Origin of the sequence: Paenibacillus vulneris, assembly GCF_039543185.1 — a bacterium.
GTDB classification, from domain to species: Bacteria; Bacillota; Bacilli; order Paenibacillales; family NBRC-103111; genus Paenibacillus_S; species Paenibacillus_S vulneris.
The window spans coordinates 20,004-36,688 of sequence record NZ_BAABJG010000035.1 but is presented as its reverse complement, the minus strand read 5'-3'; the positions used below and the strand labels follow the sequence as shown (position 1 = coordinate 36,688).

At 39.6% G+C, this 16,685-nt stretch carries 16 protein-coding genes; 8 read left to right on the top strand and 8 right to left on the bottom strand.

Annotation, left to right across the window (positions count from 1 at the left end; all coding sequences use genetic code 11):
• Positions 1 to 166: 166 nt before the first annotated feature.
• The 3 genes from ABEA66_RS27290 to ABEA66_RS27280 all read right to left on the bottom strand — a co-directional run bounded on the left by ABEA66_RS27290 (position 167) and on the right by ABEA66_RS27280 (position 2,266).
• Positions 167 to 496 carry an ArsR/SmtB family transcription factor gene (locus ABEA66_RS27290; protein ID WP_036684721.1) on the bottom strand — a complete coding sequence of 110 codons (330 nt, stop codon included), beginning with the start codon at positions 494 to 496 and terminating at the stop codon, positions 167 to 169.
• Between the two features lie 769 nt (positions 497 to 1,265).
• Positions 1,266 to 1,952 carry an IS3 family transposase gene (locus ABEA66_RS27285; protein ID WP_110843138.1) on the bottom strand — a complete coding sequence of 229 codons (687 nt, stop codon included), beginning with the start codon at positions 1,950 to 1,952 and terminating at the stop codon, positions 1,266 to 1,268.
• Positions 1,953 to 1,975: 23 nt separating this feature from the next.
• The gene (locus ABEA66_RS27280) at positions 1,976 to 2,266 is read right to left on the bottom strand and encodes a transposase (RefSeq protein WP_110843139.1); all 291 of its coding nucleotides are present in this window, start codon (positions 2,264 to 2,266) and stop codon (positions 1,976 to 1,978) included.
• 610 nt (positions 2,267 to 2,876) lie between these two features.
• On the opposite strand from ABEA66_RS27280, the gene ABEA66_RS27275 reads away from it, so the two are divergent.
• Both ABEA66_RS27275 and ABEA66_RS27270 read left to right on the top strand, forming a co-directional pair.
• Positions 2,877 to 3,023 (top strand): hypothetical protein, encoded by a 147-nt coding sequence (locus ABEA66_RS27275; RefSeq protein ID WP_054796018.1) that lies wholly within the window; start codon positions 2,877 to 2,879, stop codon positions 3,021 to 3,023.
• 71 nt (positions 3,024 to 3,094) lie between these two features.
• Positions 3,095 to 4,840, top strand: a complete 1,746-nt coding sequence (locus tag ABEA66_RS27270; RefSeq protein ID WP_345592541.1) for a recombinase family protein — start codon at positions 3,095 to 3,097, stop codon at positions 4,838 to 4,840.
• A gap of 142 nt (positions 4,841 to 4,982) precedes the next feature.
• Here ABEA66_RS27270 and ABEA66_RS27265 read toward each other — a convergent pair whose 3' ends face one another.
• From ABEA66_RS27265 to ABEA66_RS27255, 4 genes are all read right to left on the bottom strand, one after another.
• Positions 4,983 to 5,315, bottom strand: coding sequence for a site-specific integrase (locus ABEA66_RS27265; RefSeq protein WP_345592539.1), 333 nt, complete (start codon positions 5,313 to 5,315; stop codon positions 4,983 to 4,985).
• Positions 5,213 to 5,701, bottom strand: coding sequence for a site-specific integrase (locus tag ABEA66_RS27260; protein WP_345592537.1), 489 nt, complete (start codon positions 5,699 to 5,701; stop codon positions 5,213 to 5,215). Before ABEA66_RS27260 ends, ABEA66_RS27265 begins: the two co-directional genes overlap by 103 nt.
• 31 nt (positions 5,702 to 5,732) lie before the next feature.
• Entirely contained in the window at positions 5,733 to 5,870 is a 138-nt protein-coding gene (locus ABEA66_RS36430) for an IS3 family transposase (protein WP_377741182.1), read from the bottom strand.
• A 402-nt stretch (positions 5,871 to 6,272) separates the two neighbouring features.
• The gene (locus ABEA66_RS27255; protein ID WP_345592535.1) at positions 6,273 to 6,395 is read right to left on the bottom strand and encodes a transposase; all 123 of its coding nucleotides are present in this window, start codon (positions 6,393 to 6,395) and stop codon (positions 6,273 to 6,275) included.
• A 378-nt stretch (positions 6,396 to 6,773) separates the two neighbouring features.
• Between ABEA66_RS27255 and ABEA66_RS27250 the strand changes: the two genes are divergently transcribed.
• Both ABEA66_RS27250 and ABEA66_RS27245 read left to right on the top strand, forming a co-directional pair.
• Positions 6,774 to 9,194 (top strand): HsdM family class I SAM-dependent methyltransferase, encoded by a 2,421-nt coding sequence (locus ABEA66_RS27250; RefSeq protein WP_345592533.1) that lies wholly within the window; start codon positions 6,774 to 6,776, stop codon positions 9,192 to 9,194.
• Positions 9,195 to 9,203: 9 nt separating this feature from the next.
• A complete protein-coding gene (locus ABEA66_RS27245) occupies positions 9,204 to 10,409 on the top strand; it encodes a restriction endonuclease subunit S (RefSeq protein ID WP_345592531.1) in 1,206 nt (401 codons plus the stop codon).
• Between the two features lie 1,550 nt (positions 10,410 to 11,959).
• Here the strand turns inward: ABEA66_RS27245 and ABEA66_RS27240 are convergent.
• Positions 11,960 to 12,313: a helix-turn-helix domain-containing protein gene (locus ABEA66_RS27240; RefSeq protein ID WP_345592530.1), complete on the bottom strand. Its 354-nt coding sequence runs from the start codon at positions 12,311 to 12,313 to the stop codon at positions 11,960 to 11,962.
• 289 nt (positions 12,314 to 12,602) lie between these two features.
• Here ABEA66_RS27240 and ABEA66_RS27235 point away from each other — a divergent pair, with 289 nt between their 5' ends.
• The 4 genes from ABEA66_RS27235 (at position 12,603) to ABEA66_RS27220 (ending at position 16,646) form a co-directional block, all read left to right on the top strand.
• Positions 12,603 to 12,794, top strand: a complete 192-nt coding sequence (locus ABEA66_RS27235) for a hypothetical protein (RefSeq protein ID WP_345592529.1) — start codon at positions 12,603 to 12,605, stop codon at positions 12,792 to 12,794.
• A gap of 71 nt (positions 12,795 to 12,865) precedes the next feature.
• Positions 12,866 to 13,306 (top strand): hypothetical protein, encoded by a 441-nt coding sequence (locus ABEA66_RS27230; RefSeq protein ID WP_345592527.1) that lies wholly within the window; start codon positions 12,866 to 12,868, stop codon positions 13,304 to 13,306.
• 203 nt (positions 13,307 to 13,509) lie between these two features.
• Entirely contained in the window at positions 13,510 to 14,502 is a 993-nt protein-coding gene (locus ABEA66_RS27225) for a hypothetical protein (protein WP_345592525.1), read from the top strand.
• Between the two features lie 749 nt (positions 14,503 to 15,251).
• On the top strand, positions 15,252 to 16,646 hold the full coding sequence (locus tag ABEA66_RS27220) for a hypothetical protein (RefSeq protein WP_345592523.1): 1,395 nt from the start codon (positions 15,252 to 15,254) through the stop codon (positions 16,644 to 16,646).
• Positions 16,647 to 16,685 lie beyond the last annotated feature (39 nt).

Below are 16,685 nucleotides of genomic sequence, written 5' to 3'. Positions count from 1 at the left end.
CTTCTCTTATTCATATATTTGATTATTTGAATATAAGTGAAATGTTACTCCTGTCATCGAATAATGTCAATCATAATAATCTCGTGTCGCTCCGCATGTTTCCGGCTGCAAAACAAAAAAACAAGGAGATCCTTGATGTTACTCATGGAACCCCTTGTTTTTCAGTTTAAGATTCATTTCGAATGACCTCAAGTAATGAAATGGCATCAACGAGATGATTATCGAAGATCTGCTTTGTGACTGCGAGTAGATCTTTAATCAACGGGTCACGTAACGAATAAATGACAGAAGTACCATCCTTTAAGCCCGTCACCACATTTTTATTTCGCAATACTGCCAACTGCTGAGAAACGGCTGAACCCTCTGAGCCTAAAATACTCTGTATCTCATTTACGTTTTTATCTCCTTCACTCAGAACCTCCAGGATTCGAATCCGCATGGGATGCGCCAGCGCCTTAAAAAAATCGGCTTTAAACTGTTGGATATTTTGGTTCATTGCTAACGCCTCCTTGATCACTATACTTTTGAATATATGAATATCATAACACAACTTTACCCAAAAACATTCTGGAAAGAAGGGCATACCGGCGCATGGATTGTGATTTGGTTGCCTATACAATACACTTTATATTCAAATACCTAATTATTTGATTAAAATAACATAAGGAGTGGATACGAATGCCGGACTCTACGAGTAATGACTGATCACATCAAGATTCGTCATCCTCGCATGAATTGACTACACCTTTCATGCAGGAAAACAGACAAACCGCGGCTTCGCCCAAGGCGAGCAAAATTGTGCGACTAAAACAATTGCATTGTCCAAAGCGGAAGGGGAAGTATTCCGTTGAGTGATGCGAACCATACCCAATTTGAAAGAATCTCTGATTTGTGTTCGATGGTAGGTGATGGAGCGACCCGCCCAATCGTTTTTGGGCGTACAGCTCTGCCGGTGACTCGACCTGCTCTGCTATGTATGGAATGACTGCTTTGGGCACTTCGAATTTATGGAAGGGGAATCGCGCTTCATATTGGAAATGGAGTTGTCAAAAAAAGTGCAGTTTGAAAACACCCTCATACAGAAAACCCGTTACTAAGCTGCCTGTGACAGCATTCTTTCGCGATAAATAGCTGGGGGCCAGCCCCTGGATTAGAGGTGTAGATCCGCTGTCTGTTGTAGTAGACCATGATGTATCTGAAGATGATCGATTTAATATAGGCCATCGGATAGCGCTCCGTGTTGATCTTGTACAGCTTTTCTTTCTTTAGCGTAGCAAAAAAGCTTTCCATCCTTGCTTTGTCAAGCAACGCCCTGTGCCGCTCATGCTCTGAATGGCATCTCGTTTTGCTAGACGCTCTCGGAATGCATGGCTTGTGAATTGACTGCCTCGATCGCTGTGAAATATCATTCCGCGAGCATTCTTTGCTTTACAAGCGTTCTCAAAGGCCTGAATGCAGAGTTCCTTGCGCATGTTGTCGTCCATGGCGAGGCCCACGATCTCGCCGTTGAAACAATCCAGTACCGCGCATAGATATAACTTGCCGTCTAAACAAGGGACTTCGGTGATATCCGATAGCCACTTTTGGTTGGGTCCTGAGGATTTGAAGTCTCTCTGGATTAGGTTCTCGCTCTTGTGAGCTGCGGCATCCTCGCATGTAATACCGTTTGGATGACGTTTGGTTTTCTTCAGCAGGCCATGCTTCTTCATGATTCGGTAGACGGTGCTGTAGCTGGTCGTGATCTCTATTTGGGACAGCGCCAGCAGAATACGCTGGACACCGTAATTTCGGTTGTCTTCATGCTCTCCAATGATGTCTTTGATTTTGACCAGAAGAAGTTGCTGCCGCTCCTGTTTCGGTGTGGGCTTCAAGCTACGGTAATAGCCCGATTCGCTGACAGCAAGTACTTTGCACATTTCCTTGACGGTCCACTGATCCCGTCGTTCACGGATGTAAGCATAGAGCTGGCATGCCTTTACCGCTTCCGGTCTTTTGCGAAAAAACCGAGTGCATCCTTGAGAATTTCATTCGCGCGGCGCAACTCGCCTATCTCTCTTTCTAATTCGATTTCACGCGCAGTCTTATCGGCAGATGCATAAGCGCGTCCGCTCCCGATATGCGCTCCGTCACCGTGCAGGATTCTTCGCTTTCTCCATTCCTGCAAGGTATAGTAGGATACACCTAACTGCTCGGCGGTTTTCTTGGGTCCAATCTCATCGCTCAATCTTACTGCTTCTTCTTTGAATGCTTTGTCGTATCGATTCATTGTCTCTCGTCCCCTCGTCAGCTTTCATTTTATTTCATATGAGGGGGTTTTTCGACTGCATTTTTATCGTAGCACTCCATATTTGATTGTATCAAAAAATGGAAGCCGCGGAGGGGAGTTTTTTGGGCAAGCAGTTCCGATTTTACCCTAAAAATGAAATGAATATTAGAGGGACATTATTCAACCTCTCAATGCTCCTTGAAAACTGAATACAATCTTATCCGGTACGTTCCCCGCATGGCCTGGAAGGATAGCCAAATTGCAGGTGCGCCACGACCATTTTGCCGATTTATTTCTATATGTCTTTCATCAGAAACGGCAACCTGCGAGCGATTTTCCCATGCAATAAAAAATGGTGGTTCCATTTAAGGCGAAGACCCATGCGGAGGGATAATGATACTTCCGTCCAGCCACAGTTCATCGCAATGGGGGCGGCTTGCAGCGATCCTGGAAGAGGTTTGAACCCTATGAGGACGGCTAACCACTGTCCGCCGGATAAGATTTTTGAGAGAAGCAACCAAAACAGAGGCGGAAACAGAGATGCGCATACGCGATTATGTTTGTTGCGCATCTCTGTTTTTCAACTTTTCTGGATTAATGGGAGGTTTTTATGAACCATAAACTCATCCGATACAGCATGCAAATCGCTATGATAAGACAATTGCTGGCATTATCTTTGATTACCGAAAACGAATTTCATTTGATAAAGAACAAAACGATGCGGGATTACGGCATCATTTCGGACCTTACTTCTTGATTCGCACATTTGTCGGTCCGCCCATCTCTTATTAAACTGATGGCAAGTAAATAAGAATGGAGGACAACACCATGGCTCTCGAAGTAGAAGTAATTAAAGCAAGTCGGAAAATATCGGATCGAAACGCCGGAAAGTTATCGGATATTCTTCGCGTCGCCCCTTATGCCCGCGTAAGTACCGACACCGAGGAGCAATTGAGCAGCTACAAGTCGCAAGTCGACTATTACACCGATCTCGTTAGCAAACGAAGCGACTGGGTGCTGGTTGATATTTATGCAGATGAAGCCATAACCGGTACTCAGGTAACGAAGCGCGAGGATTTTCAACGCATGATTAACGATTGTATGGACGGGAAAATTGATATGATCATCACGAAGTCTATCTCCAGGTTTGCAAGAAATACGCTGGACACGTTGAAATACGTCCGTATGCTGAAGGAAAAGAACATCGCCGTATTTTTTGAAGACGAAAATATCAATACGCTGACGATGGACGGCGAATTGTTGCTCGTCATTTTAAGCTCCGTAGCGCAGCAGGAAGTGGAGAACATCTCCGCGAACGTGAAAAAAGGTCTGAAGATGAAAATGAAGCGCGGCGAACTGGTGGGCTTTCAAAGCTGTCTGGGATACGATTACGATGTGAATACGAAAACGATAACCGTTAATCAAAAAGAAGCCGAAATCGTCCGCTATATTTTTGAACGATACACATCGGGAATCGGCGCTTATGTTATTGCAAAGGAACTGACTGAGGCTGGACATAAAACCAAGTACGGAAGAGTCGAATGGCAGGACACAACCATTCTTGGTATCATAAAGAATGAGAAGTACAAAGGCGACTTGTTGCAAGGAAAGACATTTACCGTCGATCCCATTTCCAAGAGAAGACTGGACAATTACGGCGAGGAAGATCAGTTTTATGTCAAAAATCATCATGAGCCGATTGTTAGCGAGGAAGTGTTTGAGAAGGCGCAGGATATATTGCATCGAAGGAGCGAGAATCGTCGCCGCGGCGTGAAAGGCAAGCGGGACAAGTACAGCAGGAAATTTGCTTTTAGCAGCAAGTTAGAATGTGCTTTCTGCGGAAGCAACCTCTCGCGGCGGAACTGGCACAGCGGAACCCCACATGAGAAAGTGATTTGGCAGTGCGTGACAGCCACGAAAAAAGGGAAGAAATACTGCTCTCACAGTAAAGCCTTAGAGGAAAAGCTGATCGAGTGTGCTTTTGTCGAATCGTACAAATTGGTGTGCCGCAACAATTCTGATGTGCTGGACGAGCTTATGAAAAGAATGGGGTCCGTGTTTAGCGATCAGAATAATCAAAAGCGGCTGAACAAAATTATTAGCGATATTGAGGCCTTGGAGCAAAAACGTTGCAAACTGATTGATTTGTGCCTGGATGAGAAAATAGACAGGGCTACTTACGAACAGAAATATGCGGAGCTCGATACTTCGCTTACTAAATTGCTTGAAGAAAAGGAACTGCTGGAGCAATCCGCGCAAGATGAAATAGAATTGGGAAAACGGCTTGAACATCTTCGCAAAGTGCTTCAAACGAATGAGGTTCTGACTGCATTCGACCGAAACGTATTCGAAAGCATTGTCGATAAAGTTATTATTGGGGAGAACTCCAATCAGGAAAGTCCTGAGCCGTATAAACTGACCTTCGTCTATAAAACCGGCTTTCATAACAGCATCCAAAGCAAGATGCATAAGCAAAAAAAGTCCTTGCGAAGTGAAAGGGGGAAAGTGCCTTCCTATTCTGAGCACAACACATGTGGAAAGTGTTTGTTGGTTAGGGATGAAACAGAAGGCTGAAATGCCTTGATATATAAGGGGATTTGTCTATAGTACAGACATTTTAATATTGGTGTAACAGCGGGGTATTTGTGGCTTTGGTGCTAAATTGGTGTTATTTATCTATAAGACGACGTTTTGGCCTTCTACAGCGTCGTCTTTTCTATGCGTTGGATTTGCGGGCATTTGAAATAAAGAGGATGTCGCTAACCTTGTTCGCCGCGTCCTTATCCGCCTGTTGTAATGCGTGGCCGTAAATATTCATTGTCGTCGTAATATTCCCATGCCCTAGGCGTTCTGATATAACTTTTGCGTGTACGCCTTGATTTATTAAAAGCGTAGCGGCTGTATGACGCAGATCGTGAAACCGGATATAGCGAAGCTTGTTCTTTTTTAGGAAGCCGCGAAACCATAGGTACGGGCGTTCATGGTGGAATGCTTTTCCGTCTGGATGAGCAATGATAAATAGATGTTCCCCGCCCTGCCAATCCTCCATAGCTTTCCGCTCTTCGCTTTGAGCCTTTGATACTCCCGTAACAACTCCAGCATAGCTTCAGATAGTCCTACCTTGCGCTTGGACTTCTTCGTTTTAGGTTCCTTCACCCGCGCTACCCCCGCTGTAGTAGATGAAACGCTTTGCAGTACATTGATTTGTTCTTTTTCCCATTCGACATGCTTCCATTCCAAGGCTAACAGTTCACCGCGTCGAAGCCCGGTATGGATAGCGAGTTTAATCATTACTTGCCAATGGAACGGTTCTTTCTTCAGGGCCAGCATAAGTAATCTGACTTCATTTTCATCGTAAGGCAAAACATCTTTATAACTTACCTTTTGTTTTTTAACTGGAAGGGCTGGATTATGCTTAATTACCTCCAATTCCACAGCGCGCGAAATATTCCTAAGAATTCTGTGATTATATTCTATTGTCCCTGTTGCCAGGCCGCCTTCGATATACCTTTTTCTTATTTATGATCAATCCAAACTGCCGCTTGAGGCATACCGTTAATTTTCGATAGCCATACGTAGATTCTTCGCCGGCAATAAGCTCCATCAGCCATTCCTTGATCTGATCGTCACTGGTAGGGCGTCGTTGTTGGTTGAAGGAATATCCAGGGATAGGACATCCACCGTTGTATACTCGTTCCTGCTTGAAATGCTTCCTTCGGTAATAATACGTTGCCTCACTGACGCCGACGATCCGCAGCACCACGGCAGCCTTATACCCACGCAATCCATGTGTCGGCGATCTCTATTTTGTCCGATAGGCGGGGTTCACCTTTTTTACGAGGTCACGCAGGATCGATATTTCCAGATCTTTTTCACCAAGCAGTTTTTTTAGCTTGTCGTTCTCATGTTCCAACTCATGAAATTCTTTGGGTGATGGCGCATAGGGAGCTATCTTCTTCGCTTCAGGAGCGGCCTTTTTCCAACCTGCTTGATGAGATTGAAGAATCTATCGGGATAACATCTTACCGTCAATTCCATGTCTTCTCGCGACCTGACTGGCATTTCCAGCTTCAAGGGCTTCCTGGATGAGCTGCTGTTTAAATTCCATGCTGTAACTTTTCCGCTGCATCTTTTCATTCCTCCACTTCAGGTTATTTCACATTGTAGTGGATTAAGAGAAAAGACTCAAAGGTAATTTTGGGGCTTTAGAGATGGTATAAATCATTTTGTACTGAGAGTTTTTCTTTTATTATAGGAAATTTTTTGTCTTGATATGAGGAAAATCCTCCTCATAAAAAAATATTAAAAAATAGGAAATAAGCGATTTACCAAACTACAAAAGAGTTGAAACATCCCTTTTCCCTAAGCGGGAAAAGGATTTGGAATTTTTATTACAGAAGTTGCTTTCTATTTATTAAACATATATTCTATAATAGAACGTTTGTACTGTACTTTAATTAATTATTAAGGTCGGTTACTGTATCCTATTATAAGGAGTTGTATGAAAGTGGTTGCAGTTCACTCAAGTGAAAGTACAAAAATAGTAACCAAACTAATTCCTAGATTAGTTTTTGATTGTAAAACACCTATAGACAATATGAAGACAGATTGTAGCACTAGTAAGACATTAAATAAAAGGGTAGATATACTTATTTCGAAATCCCAAAATGCAAGTACGAATTTTGAAAGTGATTTATTAACAATATTAGAGGCAAAACAAGAGAGTGCAAGGATACTAGATATTTATGATCTAAATGGAGATGTTAAGGAAGAAATTTTCAAGCTTGTCGAAGAGAATATAGCTCTATATGAAACAAATAGTAGTTCATTAAATTATGGAACTGTTCGAGAAAGAGATTGGTTTAATGCTTTAATCCAAGGTAAATGGAAAGCCCAAAAATTAAATTTACCTTTCTTTGGGGTTACCAATACTAATGAAGTGAGATTTTATCATACAGAGACTTTAAAACCAATATTGATCAAGAGAAATGTAGCAGTTGTTAATGATGAGGGTGCTGTTGAAAACCGCATTATTGAGGAGCAGGTTAACTTTTTCCCTGTGTTTAATATTCTTAAGGATATCAGATCGCAAATAACTAGAACTAACACAGTTTGTGATTTTACAACACTTCCTTATGAGGAGAAACAGAAAAAAAGCAGCATGACCGAGCAAGAGTTTATTAATTTCATTACTAGAATACATAATGATTTTTATGGTAGACAATTGGAAGGTAGTAAAGATGTTCTTGGAGATATAATACTTACTTTTATTTTTTTTAAATATTTAGAGGAAAGAATTATTCTCTTAAACAAGGTAGATAAATACAGAGAAGATGGTATTAAGGTTTGGACAGATTGGGGCAAATTTGAAGAAACCGATGAAGACCACCAAAAAGGTAGAAAAATATACAATGTTTTACGCACTGAGTTAAATAATCTTGAGCAAGATGAACAAGCGGATAAAGATGAGAATGGCGAATATCTTGAAGGCTATGAGAAGGAATATAGAGAGTTCCATGACATACTTGTTCCTATAGATAAAATCCAAACCAACAAGAAAAGCTATGAGTTTATCTTAGCAATCTATGATGGTCTAAATGGGAAAGCTACAGACAGACCACTATATTTACATGAGTGTGATTTTGATATATATGGTGCCATTTATGAAAAGTTCAAGAACAAGGATCAAAAGAGGGAGCTTGGTCAGTATTATACTAAAAGGCATATTAGCCAAGTCATTGCTACTCTTACATTAAAACCATATGTTGACGCTATGAAAAAAGAAATTCAAACTAAAAAAGAAGAGCTAGAAAGAACAGGAAATCAAATTAGGTACAATTACTTAGAAGAGATAATCTTTATGCATTATTCTAATCTCAAAATTATAGACCCTTCATGTGGTACAGGTGGATTATTAACGGAATGTTACTCTTATCTGTCAACGGAATATAGAACGATACTAAATAATAGAAGTGAGAGAATAGATACTTTATTAAGAAGTCAAATTTTCACCGGCATTGATAAGGAACCTGAATGTGTTGAGAAAACGAAATTAAACATGTTCTTTGCAGGAGATGGACATACAGATATACATCATGGGAGCTCCCTAGAACCATTGAATAATCAAAATACTATTTTTAGTTCTAAGTGTGAGGAAAATGATTGGAACGTAGTAATTAGTAACCCTCCTTATGGACAAGGTCAAGAGTATACTTTTATTAGACAATATATTAATGGTTTGCGATACGGTGGAAGAGTTAGCTTAATTATCCCTAACGGAGTTTTGGAAAATCCCTCGAAATTCTACACAGAATTTAGAGAATTTATTCTTAAAAACGTGAAAATTGAAGCAATTGTATCAATTCCAAAGTTTGCGTTTGCTCCATACGCTAAGCAGAAGACATATATGCTAATAGGTTATAAAAGAAACAAAGAAACAATTGCTGAGTTAACTAGTGAAAGTGTAATGACTGACGATGGAATAGAAAAACGTCAACTAAAGGATTTACAAGAAAAAATTTGGTTTTATATTATGGATTATGATGGCTTTAACCTAGGTGACGATAGATGGGAAACTAATCTTGTTTCTTATGATGATGAGGGTAAACCTTATTTCCTTCATAATGACGCCCCTGAACTATTAGATAAGTACTTAATAGGTGAAAATGGAAATGGGTTAATAGAAAAGAAAAATCAAATCCACATTGATGGAAGTCTATTTGGTAGGAAGATAAACAAAGATGATGACGATGTTGTTCTATTGAAATCTAAGTACTTGCAATTAAATGTTGATATTACAGAAGAAAACTTTTGGAACCTTCTCGCAGAACATTATATGAGACCATATGAGTCAGATTTTATTACTATTGAAGAAGTTGATAATAAAATAACTTCTATTGAAGAAGAATTAGGGAAAATCCTAGATTAAGGTGATTATATGAAAATTAATGAGGTTTTTTACCTAATAAGAGGGAAAGTAACTAGTAATGAAGATTTGTATTCTCATGTAAACGAGTTAATTGATGGTGAGAGATATCCTGTATATTCTTCTAAAACTGCTAATAAGGGCTTGTTTGGATATTTGCCTTTTGCAATGTATCCTGAAAGGCTTTATGAAGTTGAAGAAGATGAAAAAGTAAATTATGTAAAGGACATTGACCCAAAAGATTTTGAAAGTATTACTTGGACAACTGATGGAGTTTATGCAGGTACTATGTTTGTTAGAAAGGGACAGTATAGTACTACAAATGTATGTGGAACTATGGTATTGAGGGAAGAGTACAAAGACAAAGTTTTACTAGATTGGTTTGTTAAAAAGTATCAGGGAAAGGTATATAAAGAAAAAAAATCCCAAGATACAAATGGTAAGGTTATGAGTATGACTTTGGGAAATATTGAGGTTGATATCCCTTCCGTAGAAAAGCAGGAAGAAGAATTAATATCTATTAATAAGTTGTTAAAGATAAAGTCTAACCTTACTAGAGTATTAGAAGAAATTGATACTACACTATCAAAAATCATACAGTTTAATGATGTTACAGAGTATAAGGTTGGAGAAGTTTTCCTTATGGGAACAGGTCGCAGAGTAATTAGTAGTGACATATACAACAACTTACTCAACTATGAAGAAGGTAATAAAGAGATTATTCCAATAGTATCATCAGGTGCAATTACAAATAAAGGCATTATGGGGTATGGCGATATTGCATGGTTAGGTTCAATTGTTAGAGGTAGAAAAGTAATTAACACTTGGGATACTTGGAAAAATCAAGCAGGGGGGAACTATATTATTAATACCCCATGTGTAACTTGGAATACAGATGGAAGTAATGTAGGAACATTGTATTATAGAGATTACAAATTTTATCCTACTGATCATTGTGGAGTGTTAATTCCAAAGGATGAGTACCAAGATAAGATAAATCTTAAATTCTTTGCATACATTCAACAATATCATTTTAAGAAAGAAAGAGGTCGTGCCAATCTTCATTTGAGCGAGATGGCACCAATTACATTCGAATTACCTGATATTGATGTACAAAATGACGCATTTAGTAAGATTGAAAAGCTTGAAAAATATAAAAACAAAATTGAGAACATCATATCTAATATTAATGATATATTAGAAAAAGATATTCAATAAAGTTGAGGTCATCTATAGACAGGTGACCTTTTTAGATGATTTAAGAATTGAACTAATGCCACTCCTGTATGTACTATCAACTCAACACATGTGGAATCGGTCGCTTTGTTGGTGATTGAATGGTACAGATCGCTGAGATTGCAGTGGTGGAGCGGGTTTGGGTAGTAGTACAGATTGGATGGAAGTGTGAAACAGGGGCTTTTAAATTTGACTGATTGTTGACGGAATTAATAGATTAGTGCTGAGATCACCTGATACGAAATCAGGTGTTTTTTTTGTTTAACCTTACATAGTCAGATTGACCGGCAATAGCAGGACAACTTACGTCGTTATCCGCATGACATAAAAGGGACTCGCATCTGTTCGGTCCCTTCTGAAAAGTACATCCAGAAAAAGGTCAAATTAGATCTTGCTTGTTTTGTAAATCACATCATTATCTAACAAGGCTTTAAATGATCTTAGTATTTCTGCTTGAATAGCATCAACACAGTAAGTTACATCATCTTTATTGGTAAGATGTGTGTTAATATTTTTAATATATGCTCGAAACTTTGTGCCGAAGGAAAAGTATGCCTCATTCATAACAGGCCGAAAAGTTTTATGGTAAACAAGAGCAGCAGTAACTTTGCGGTTCGAGAAGTGAGACAAAAGCTTGGTCAATAAACGTTCCTCTAACTCAGAATCCATATTAATAATGCCCTGGATTGAAATACATTGTCTTAGAAGTCTAGAAAGTTCAAGTTCAATTGAATTAATTTCCAATTGAACCAGGAAATGTTATTTTAAGTGGACTCTCGGTTCTCTCTAGCTTGACCACCATTGACCACATTTTGATCACACACAATCGTTTTCTGCATTCATCATGGATTAATTACATTGCACACCGCGGCGCAAAACCTGCATTCAGCACGTTAACGAAAAGATAAGTTTAAATCATGGTTACGTTTTGCATTTTCTGAATAAGGTCTGTCTATAGTGAATATTTAAAGGTGCCCTACATTTTAATGAACGCTCAAAGGATTTTACTAGGTGAAACGCTGCTACATCTTATGGATATTGTCTGCGACAATTACTCAAGGCATGTGGGGCGATTCAATCCTATTGGCTGAAGATCCTTATATCCGAGGAATGGAAGCAGAAAAAAATCAAATCACAGCCGCCATTCCAGATTAAACTAACAAAATACCGATGAGGCTTAGAAGTGCAAATAATAAAAGAAGTTTGCTTGAAACCTTTAGAGATTATATCTGCTGATTCAGTTGCAGAGAGTAGAGTAAAGGCACATGCGAAACTTTCCAAAATTAAAACAAAGTGACATTTAACGGTTTTGTTAACCGCGGCTAATGAAAGGCGAGGAAAGTATTAGATTAAGTGAAGGGAACATTCCCTGCAGAACCGATAAGTTAAGGAAGCTACTCCTTCAGGCATTTGCCTAAAAAAAGAAACCCAAGCCTAGATGATAAAGGTTTGTCAAGTAAAAAACACTCGCTATATATAACCAAAGATGACTCCTTGATTCGTCAAGAGTCATCTTTTTTTGCAATGCTGTCCTATTTAGATTCAATGGATTTAAATATATCCTTAGTAATCCGATGAATCATTTTCACGTCTTCGAGATTCTTATTTTTTAAGAAATTATAGTGAACCTCTAAGGTATCCTTTAATTCAAGATTAGTCTGGTCTACATGAAGCTCACTGAAATCAAATAAGTCGCTGGTTTGAATATCAAGAGCGCGGATTATTTTTTCGAGGGAATCCAGAGAAGCATTTCGATCGCCGCGTTCAACGTCACTTAGATATGTATATCGAATTTGGGCTTTTTCACTCAATTCTTCTTGCGTTAGCCCTTTTAGTTTTCGAATATATCTTATTCTTTCACCAATTAATTTTCTTAGACTAGACAAATCGAATCACCTCAATATAAGCGTAGGAGAGCTTGACTTAAATTGGAATCCCATTATCGGTGTATAAAGTTGAAAAATACACTTATAAGTGATATATTCGTTTTAGGAAGTTATCCTATGATTCATTAATAAGATCATATATGCTTTCTAGCCTTAACATTTTATGCAGGGAATAGACCTTATGAGACAAGCCCAGAGAGGTTTGAAGTGCTTTCAACTGCAGATAATGAAGAGTTTTTATTTTTAATCCAGGATTAGATGTCCAACTAAGAAGGAGCGGGATATCATCATGAATGGTTCAAAGGTCCGATGGTTACTCCCTAACGATACATATATTGAAAAGCAGGTCAGCAATATATCGGAGCTTCTGCTTCTTCTTCAGATGGTGAATGTTGTTTCATACGAAGCGATGAGCTACAAAATTGCCCGCATTGAAATGATTCTTGATGATCCTATATGGCTTGCTATCATTCTTGAGTAAGTGGAACTGCGGGTTTGCTAAAGAAGAAACGGGGGGATTTCCAAAATGAGTATTTTGGATAACGATATGAAATGTCAGCGACATCAATCAATCAGTTAAGCTTGTTGTCGGATATCCAGATTTGGCATGAACAATCTCTGCGATACATATCACAGGCCTTTATTTTTCTTGATCATGACATGCATAAGGAATGCGTGACTCTTGCAGGGATGTCGGTGAAAGCTACGCTTAAAGCGCTTTATATCAAGGTTAACGGCAATCCCCTTCCGTTCCAGCATTCGTACGAATATATAATAAGGAATCTTCAATCGTGCGGCGAATTGGACTTGAACGCAGAGTTATTTTTAAATAACCTTCTCTTGTTTGCCGCTCATGATGACAGCTTAATCTCAAATCCGCCTGCGGAGGAACATGTGCGTAAGCTTTTGGTGAAGACGGAAAGAATGCTGCAGCATTTATCTGCAAAAGTAGTAGACGGGGATGAATCTTCATATCAATGCGTTCTGGCTTAACGGAATGAAACGGGGCCTCCCGAATATAGTTCCCAAATAGCTATATCGTTTGCTAAACAGACGATCTAGCTATTTTTATTAGACAGGTGCCTGTTATTTTATGGAGGATTTTTCCTGTTTTTGTCGAATTTAATAATCTGATTATCTGTGTGGAAATACATGCGCCGCGGCGCTATTATCGCATAACTACGGGGGACAGGAAATTGTACAATATAAAAAATAAAAAGGCAATAAAGGTCGATGCTGTGACGTTCGCAGAACTTGGAATGGTAGAAAATGATATGGAAGAGCTTCTCAGGAATAGTATCGAAATGCTATGCGATGATGAGGAGTCCATGCTTATCGTCGGGCGGCAAGTGAAGAACGAAAGCCTTGGAAGAAGCGATCTTACCGCTGTAGATAATAACGGGAATATTGTATTGATAGAAATTAAGCGGGATCGCAAAGATATTGAAAATCGCAAAGAGGCTTTTGAATTTCAGGCTATCCGATACGCTGCCAGTTACGCAACGATAGCAGATACAGATGATCTCGTTAAAAAGGTCTATGCACCCTATATTGAAAAGCATAAAAATGAATTTGAACTTAACGAGTTAACCTCATATGAGCTTGGACTCAGGAAATTAAACGAGTTTTTGAAGGTGAACGGTGCCGAAGCCAGTTTCAATAAGAAACAAAAGATTATCCTCGTTGCTTCGGGTTATGATGATCAAACATTGTCTGCCGTAGCCTGGCTGAATAGTAATGGTGTAGATATGAGTTGTTACAAGCTCACGCCTTATAAGATTAATCATGAATTGTTTATAACCACTGAGAAACTGCTGCCCCTAACCAACTATGACGACTACTATGTCAATTTAATGGAGAGAACTCCTTCCAGAATCAAACAAACCAAAGATAGTCAACGACGGTCATTACCTAAAATTGATGAAATGCTTCAATGGGGTGTTGTTAAAGAAGGAGATATTATTGTAGCAAAAGGCAGAGACGATGAAGCGACCTTGCTTAGTAACGGGAACGTTCGAGTTGATGGCAAGGAAAAGTCCTTATTGGCCTGGTTAAAGGAAGTATTCGGTTGGTCCAATATAGCGACCTATGATTTCTCGGTATTAAAAGAAAGCGGCAAGACTCTTTACCAAATTCGTGAGGAATATATGAATAAACAAGCTTCCGAAGTAGAGGAGATTCGTGATTAGTAATCAATAGGTAATTAAAAATATTATTAACGCGCTGCGGCGGAGAGAGAAATTAGCCAATGTTGATGCATTTTACACATGTGGAAAAAGTCCCCTGGGGCCGTCAAGAAGCTATTAAGCGTAGAAGGACCTTTCAATGTCAATTACTTTCACAGGTATAACGAGTGAAGGATACTCTAAAAGTTTCATTATTCAAGATGTAAAAGAATTAATGTCAAGAAGTAACTAGGGCCCCGAATGAAGTCTCTAAACTTAACCTCTTTAAACTCTCAATTTACGAGCGGAATCGGTTGGGGATTCCATGATGATTTAGCGGATTTATTTTACGAATTTGCCGCAGGCTAAATGAGGAAGCTCCAGAGCAGGCATTGCAAAAGCAAGACTTGAGGTATTTCAAACGAAGAGATCTAAATAACTGGCGCATCAGATCATCGAGAGCTGGAACAGTAAGAACTTGCAGGGCGATATTTCGCTTTTGTAAGTCTTTTCTTTTGTCCACGCGCACGAACATATATTCTCTGACAAGGTAATGTCATTCTACATTTGTATTATACAAATACAAAGAAGCTTTTTCATATAGGGAGCTGAGAATATGAAAATAGCAACGAATATCATCAATATAGCTGCGTTGATTATTAGTATCATCGCATTGGTGATTGCACTGACAAAATAATAAATCTGCTTTTAGGAGTTCAAAACGTTAACGGAGGATCCTCTTTCCGTAGAAATAAAGACGAGGGGGAATAGATATGCATCCGTTTGTATCGCAAATGAAGAAAGTAGCGGAAACAAATAAGAGTCATAGAGAGTCGGCGAAGAAACAGCTTTTTGAGAAGATGAAGCAGCGGCAGCAAGCATCTAATGTGGGGGAAGAGTCAAGCGAAGAAGGAACGATAATTTCGGATGCCAAACTGGAACGACTCAGTCAGCAAATAGAACAATTGAAAAGGGTCATTGAAAAATTAGAGAAGGCGGAAGCTGCTAAAACAGAAAAGCTCTCGTCCCTTCAAACGACGAATCAACATTTAAACCGGGATCTGAAGGCGTTCAAGACGGAGCTGTATCTAGCCAAAGAAAAGGATAAAGAGGCGGTGCGGCAGCTTGAGCAGTTGAATTCCCGGACTCGGCAGCTGGAGCTTGTCAATCGACAAATAAAAGATGAAACCCAATTAGAGTACCAAAACCTGCTTGAACAAAAAACGAGTGATCTGACGAACGACAATCGTAAGCTTAAGGCAGAGAATTTACAGCTGAAACGGACTATATCTAGATTGGGCTATGAGAATAGCGGCTATAAGTACCAATTAAAAAATGAAATGGAATACAATCAAAACCGGATAAATGGTCTACAGGAGCTTGTTGAGGAGCAAGCCAAGCAAATCAGGTACTTGGAAGAATTAAACGAGATAGGCGCAAACCAGCAAGTTGGGCAGATTAGTGAGACTTTTTTAAAAAAACTGGATTTGCGAAAGCCAAGCCATCAAGCCGCGGCCGTGGACCTGCAAAGAGAATTAAAGCATATGCTGGAAAAATCGCGCTGCCCCGAGCAACGGTCGCTTGACTTGGACCATAAGCTGTACATACACGGATATGTCGTTCAAGCCGAAGAAGGCTTTCTTTTCTATGATCTCGAGCAAAGAGTTTACCGTATCCTCACTGATGGAATCGAATTGAAGTCAGATTTGCCTGCAAAAGCGTACCGAATTGATGATGACACGGTGAAGGTGGCCAAGCAATACAGCTATCACTATGCTCCGCAAAGCATCAGTAGGAAAAGAAAGAAGACAAATCCTGCATCAGCACTAAGCACCAAGGAACAGAACACTCACATGGCCCCGCTTATCTTCTTCAGGAAGCTTAAGGTACTCGTGCTTGGCGCAAGAAACCGGAATAACTACATCAGAAAGCTGGAAGAGTGCAACTTACAGGCGGATTGGTTCGATGGATATGAAGAGAGTCCTGAAGTGTTGAAGCAGAAATGGGGAGCGGCTCAAATTATTATCGTTTGTACTCGTCATGTTCCACACTTTGTGCTGAATATTCTGGATAGGCGAGATAAGCGAGTGGAATGCCTGGCCCAAGATAACGTGAAATCGTTACTAGTCCGTGTTCGTTATACGGCTGTAAAGCTAGGACTTATATAAGTGAGGCCGAAAGTTAGCTCTGTGGGATAATAAGTACAT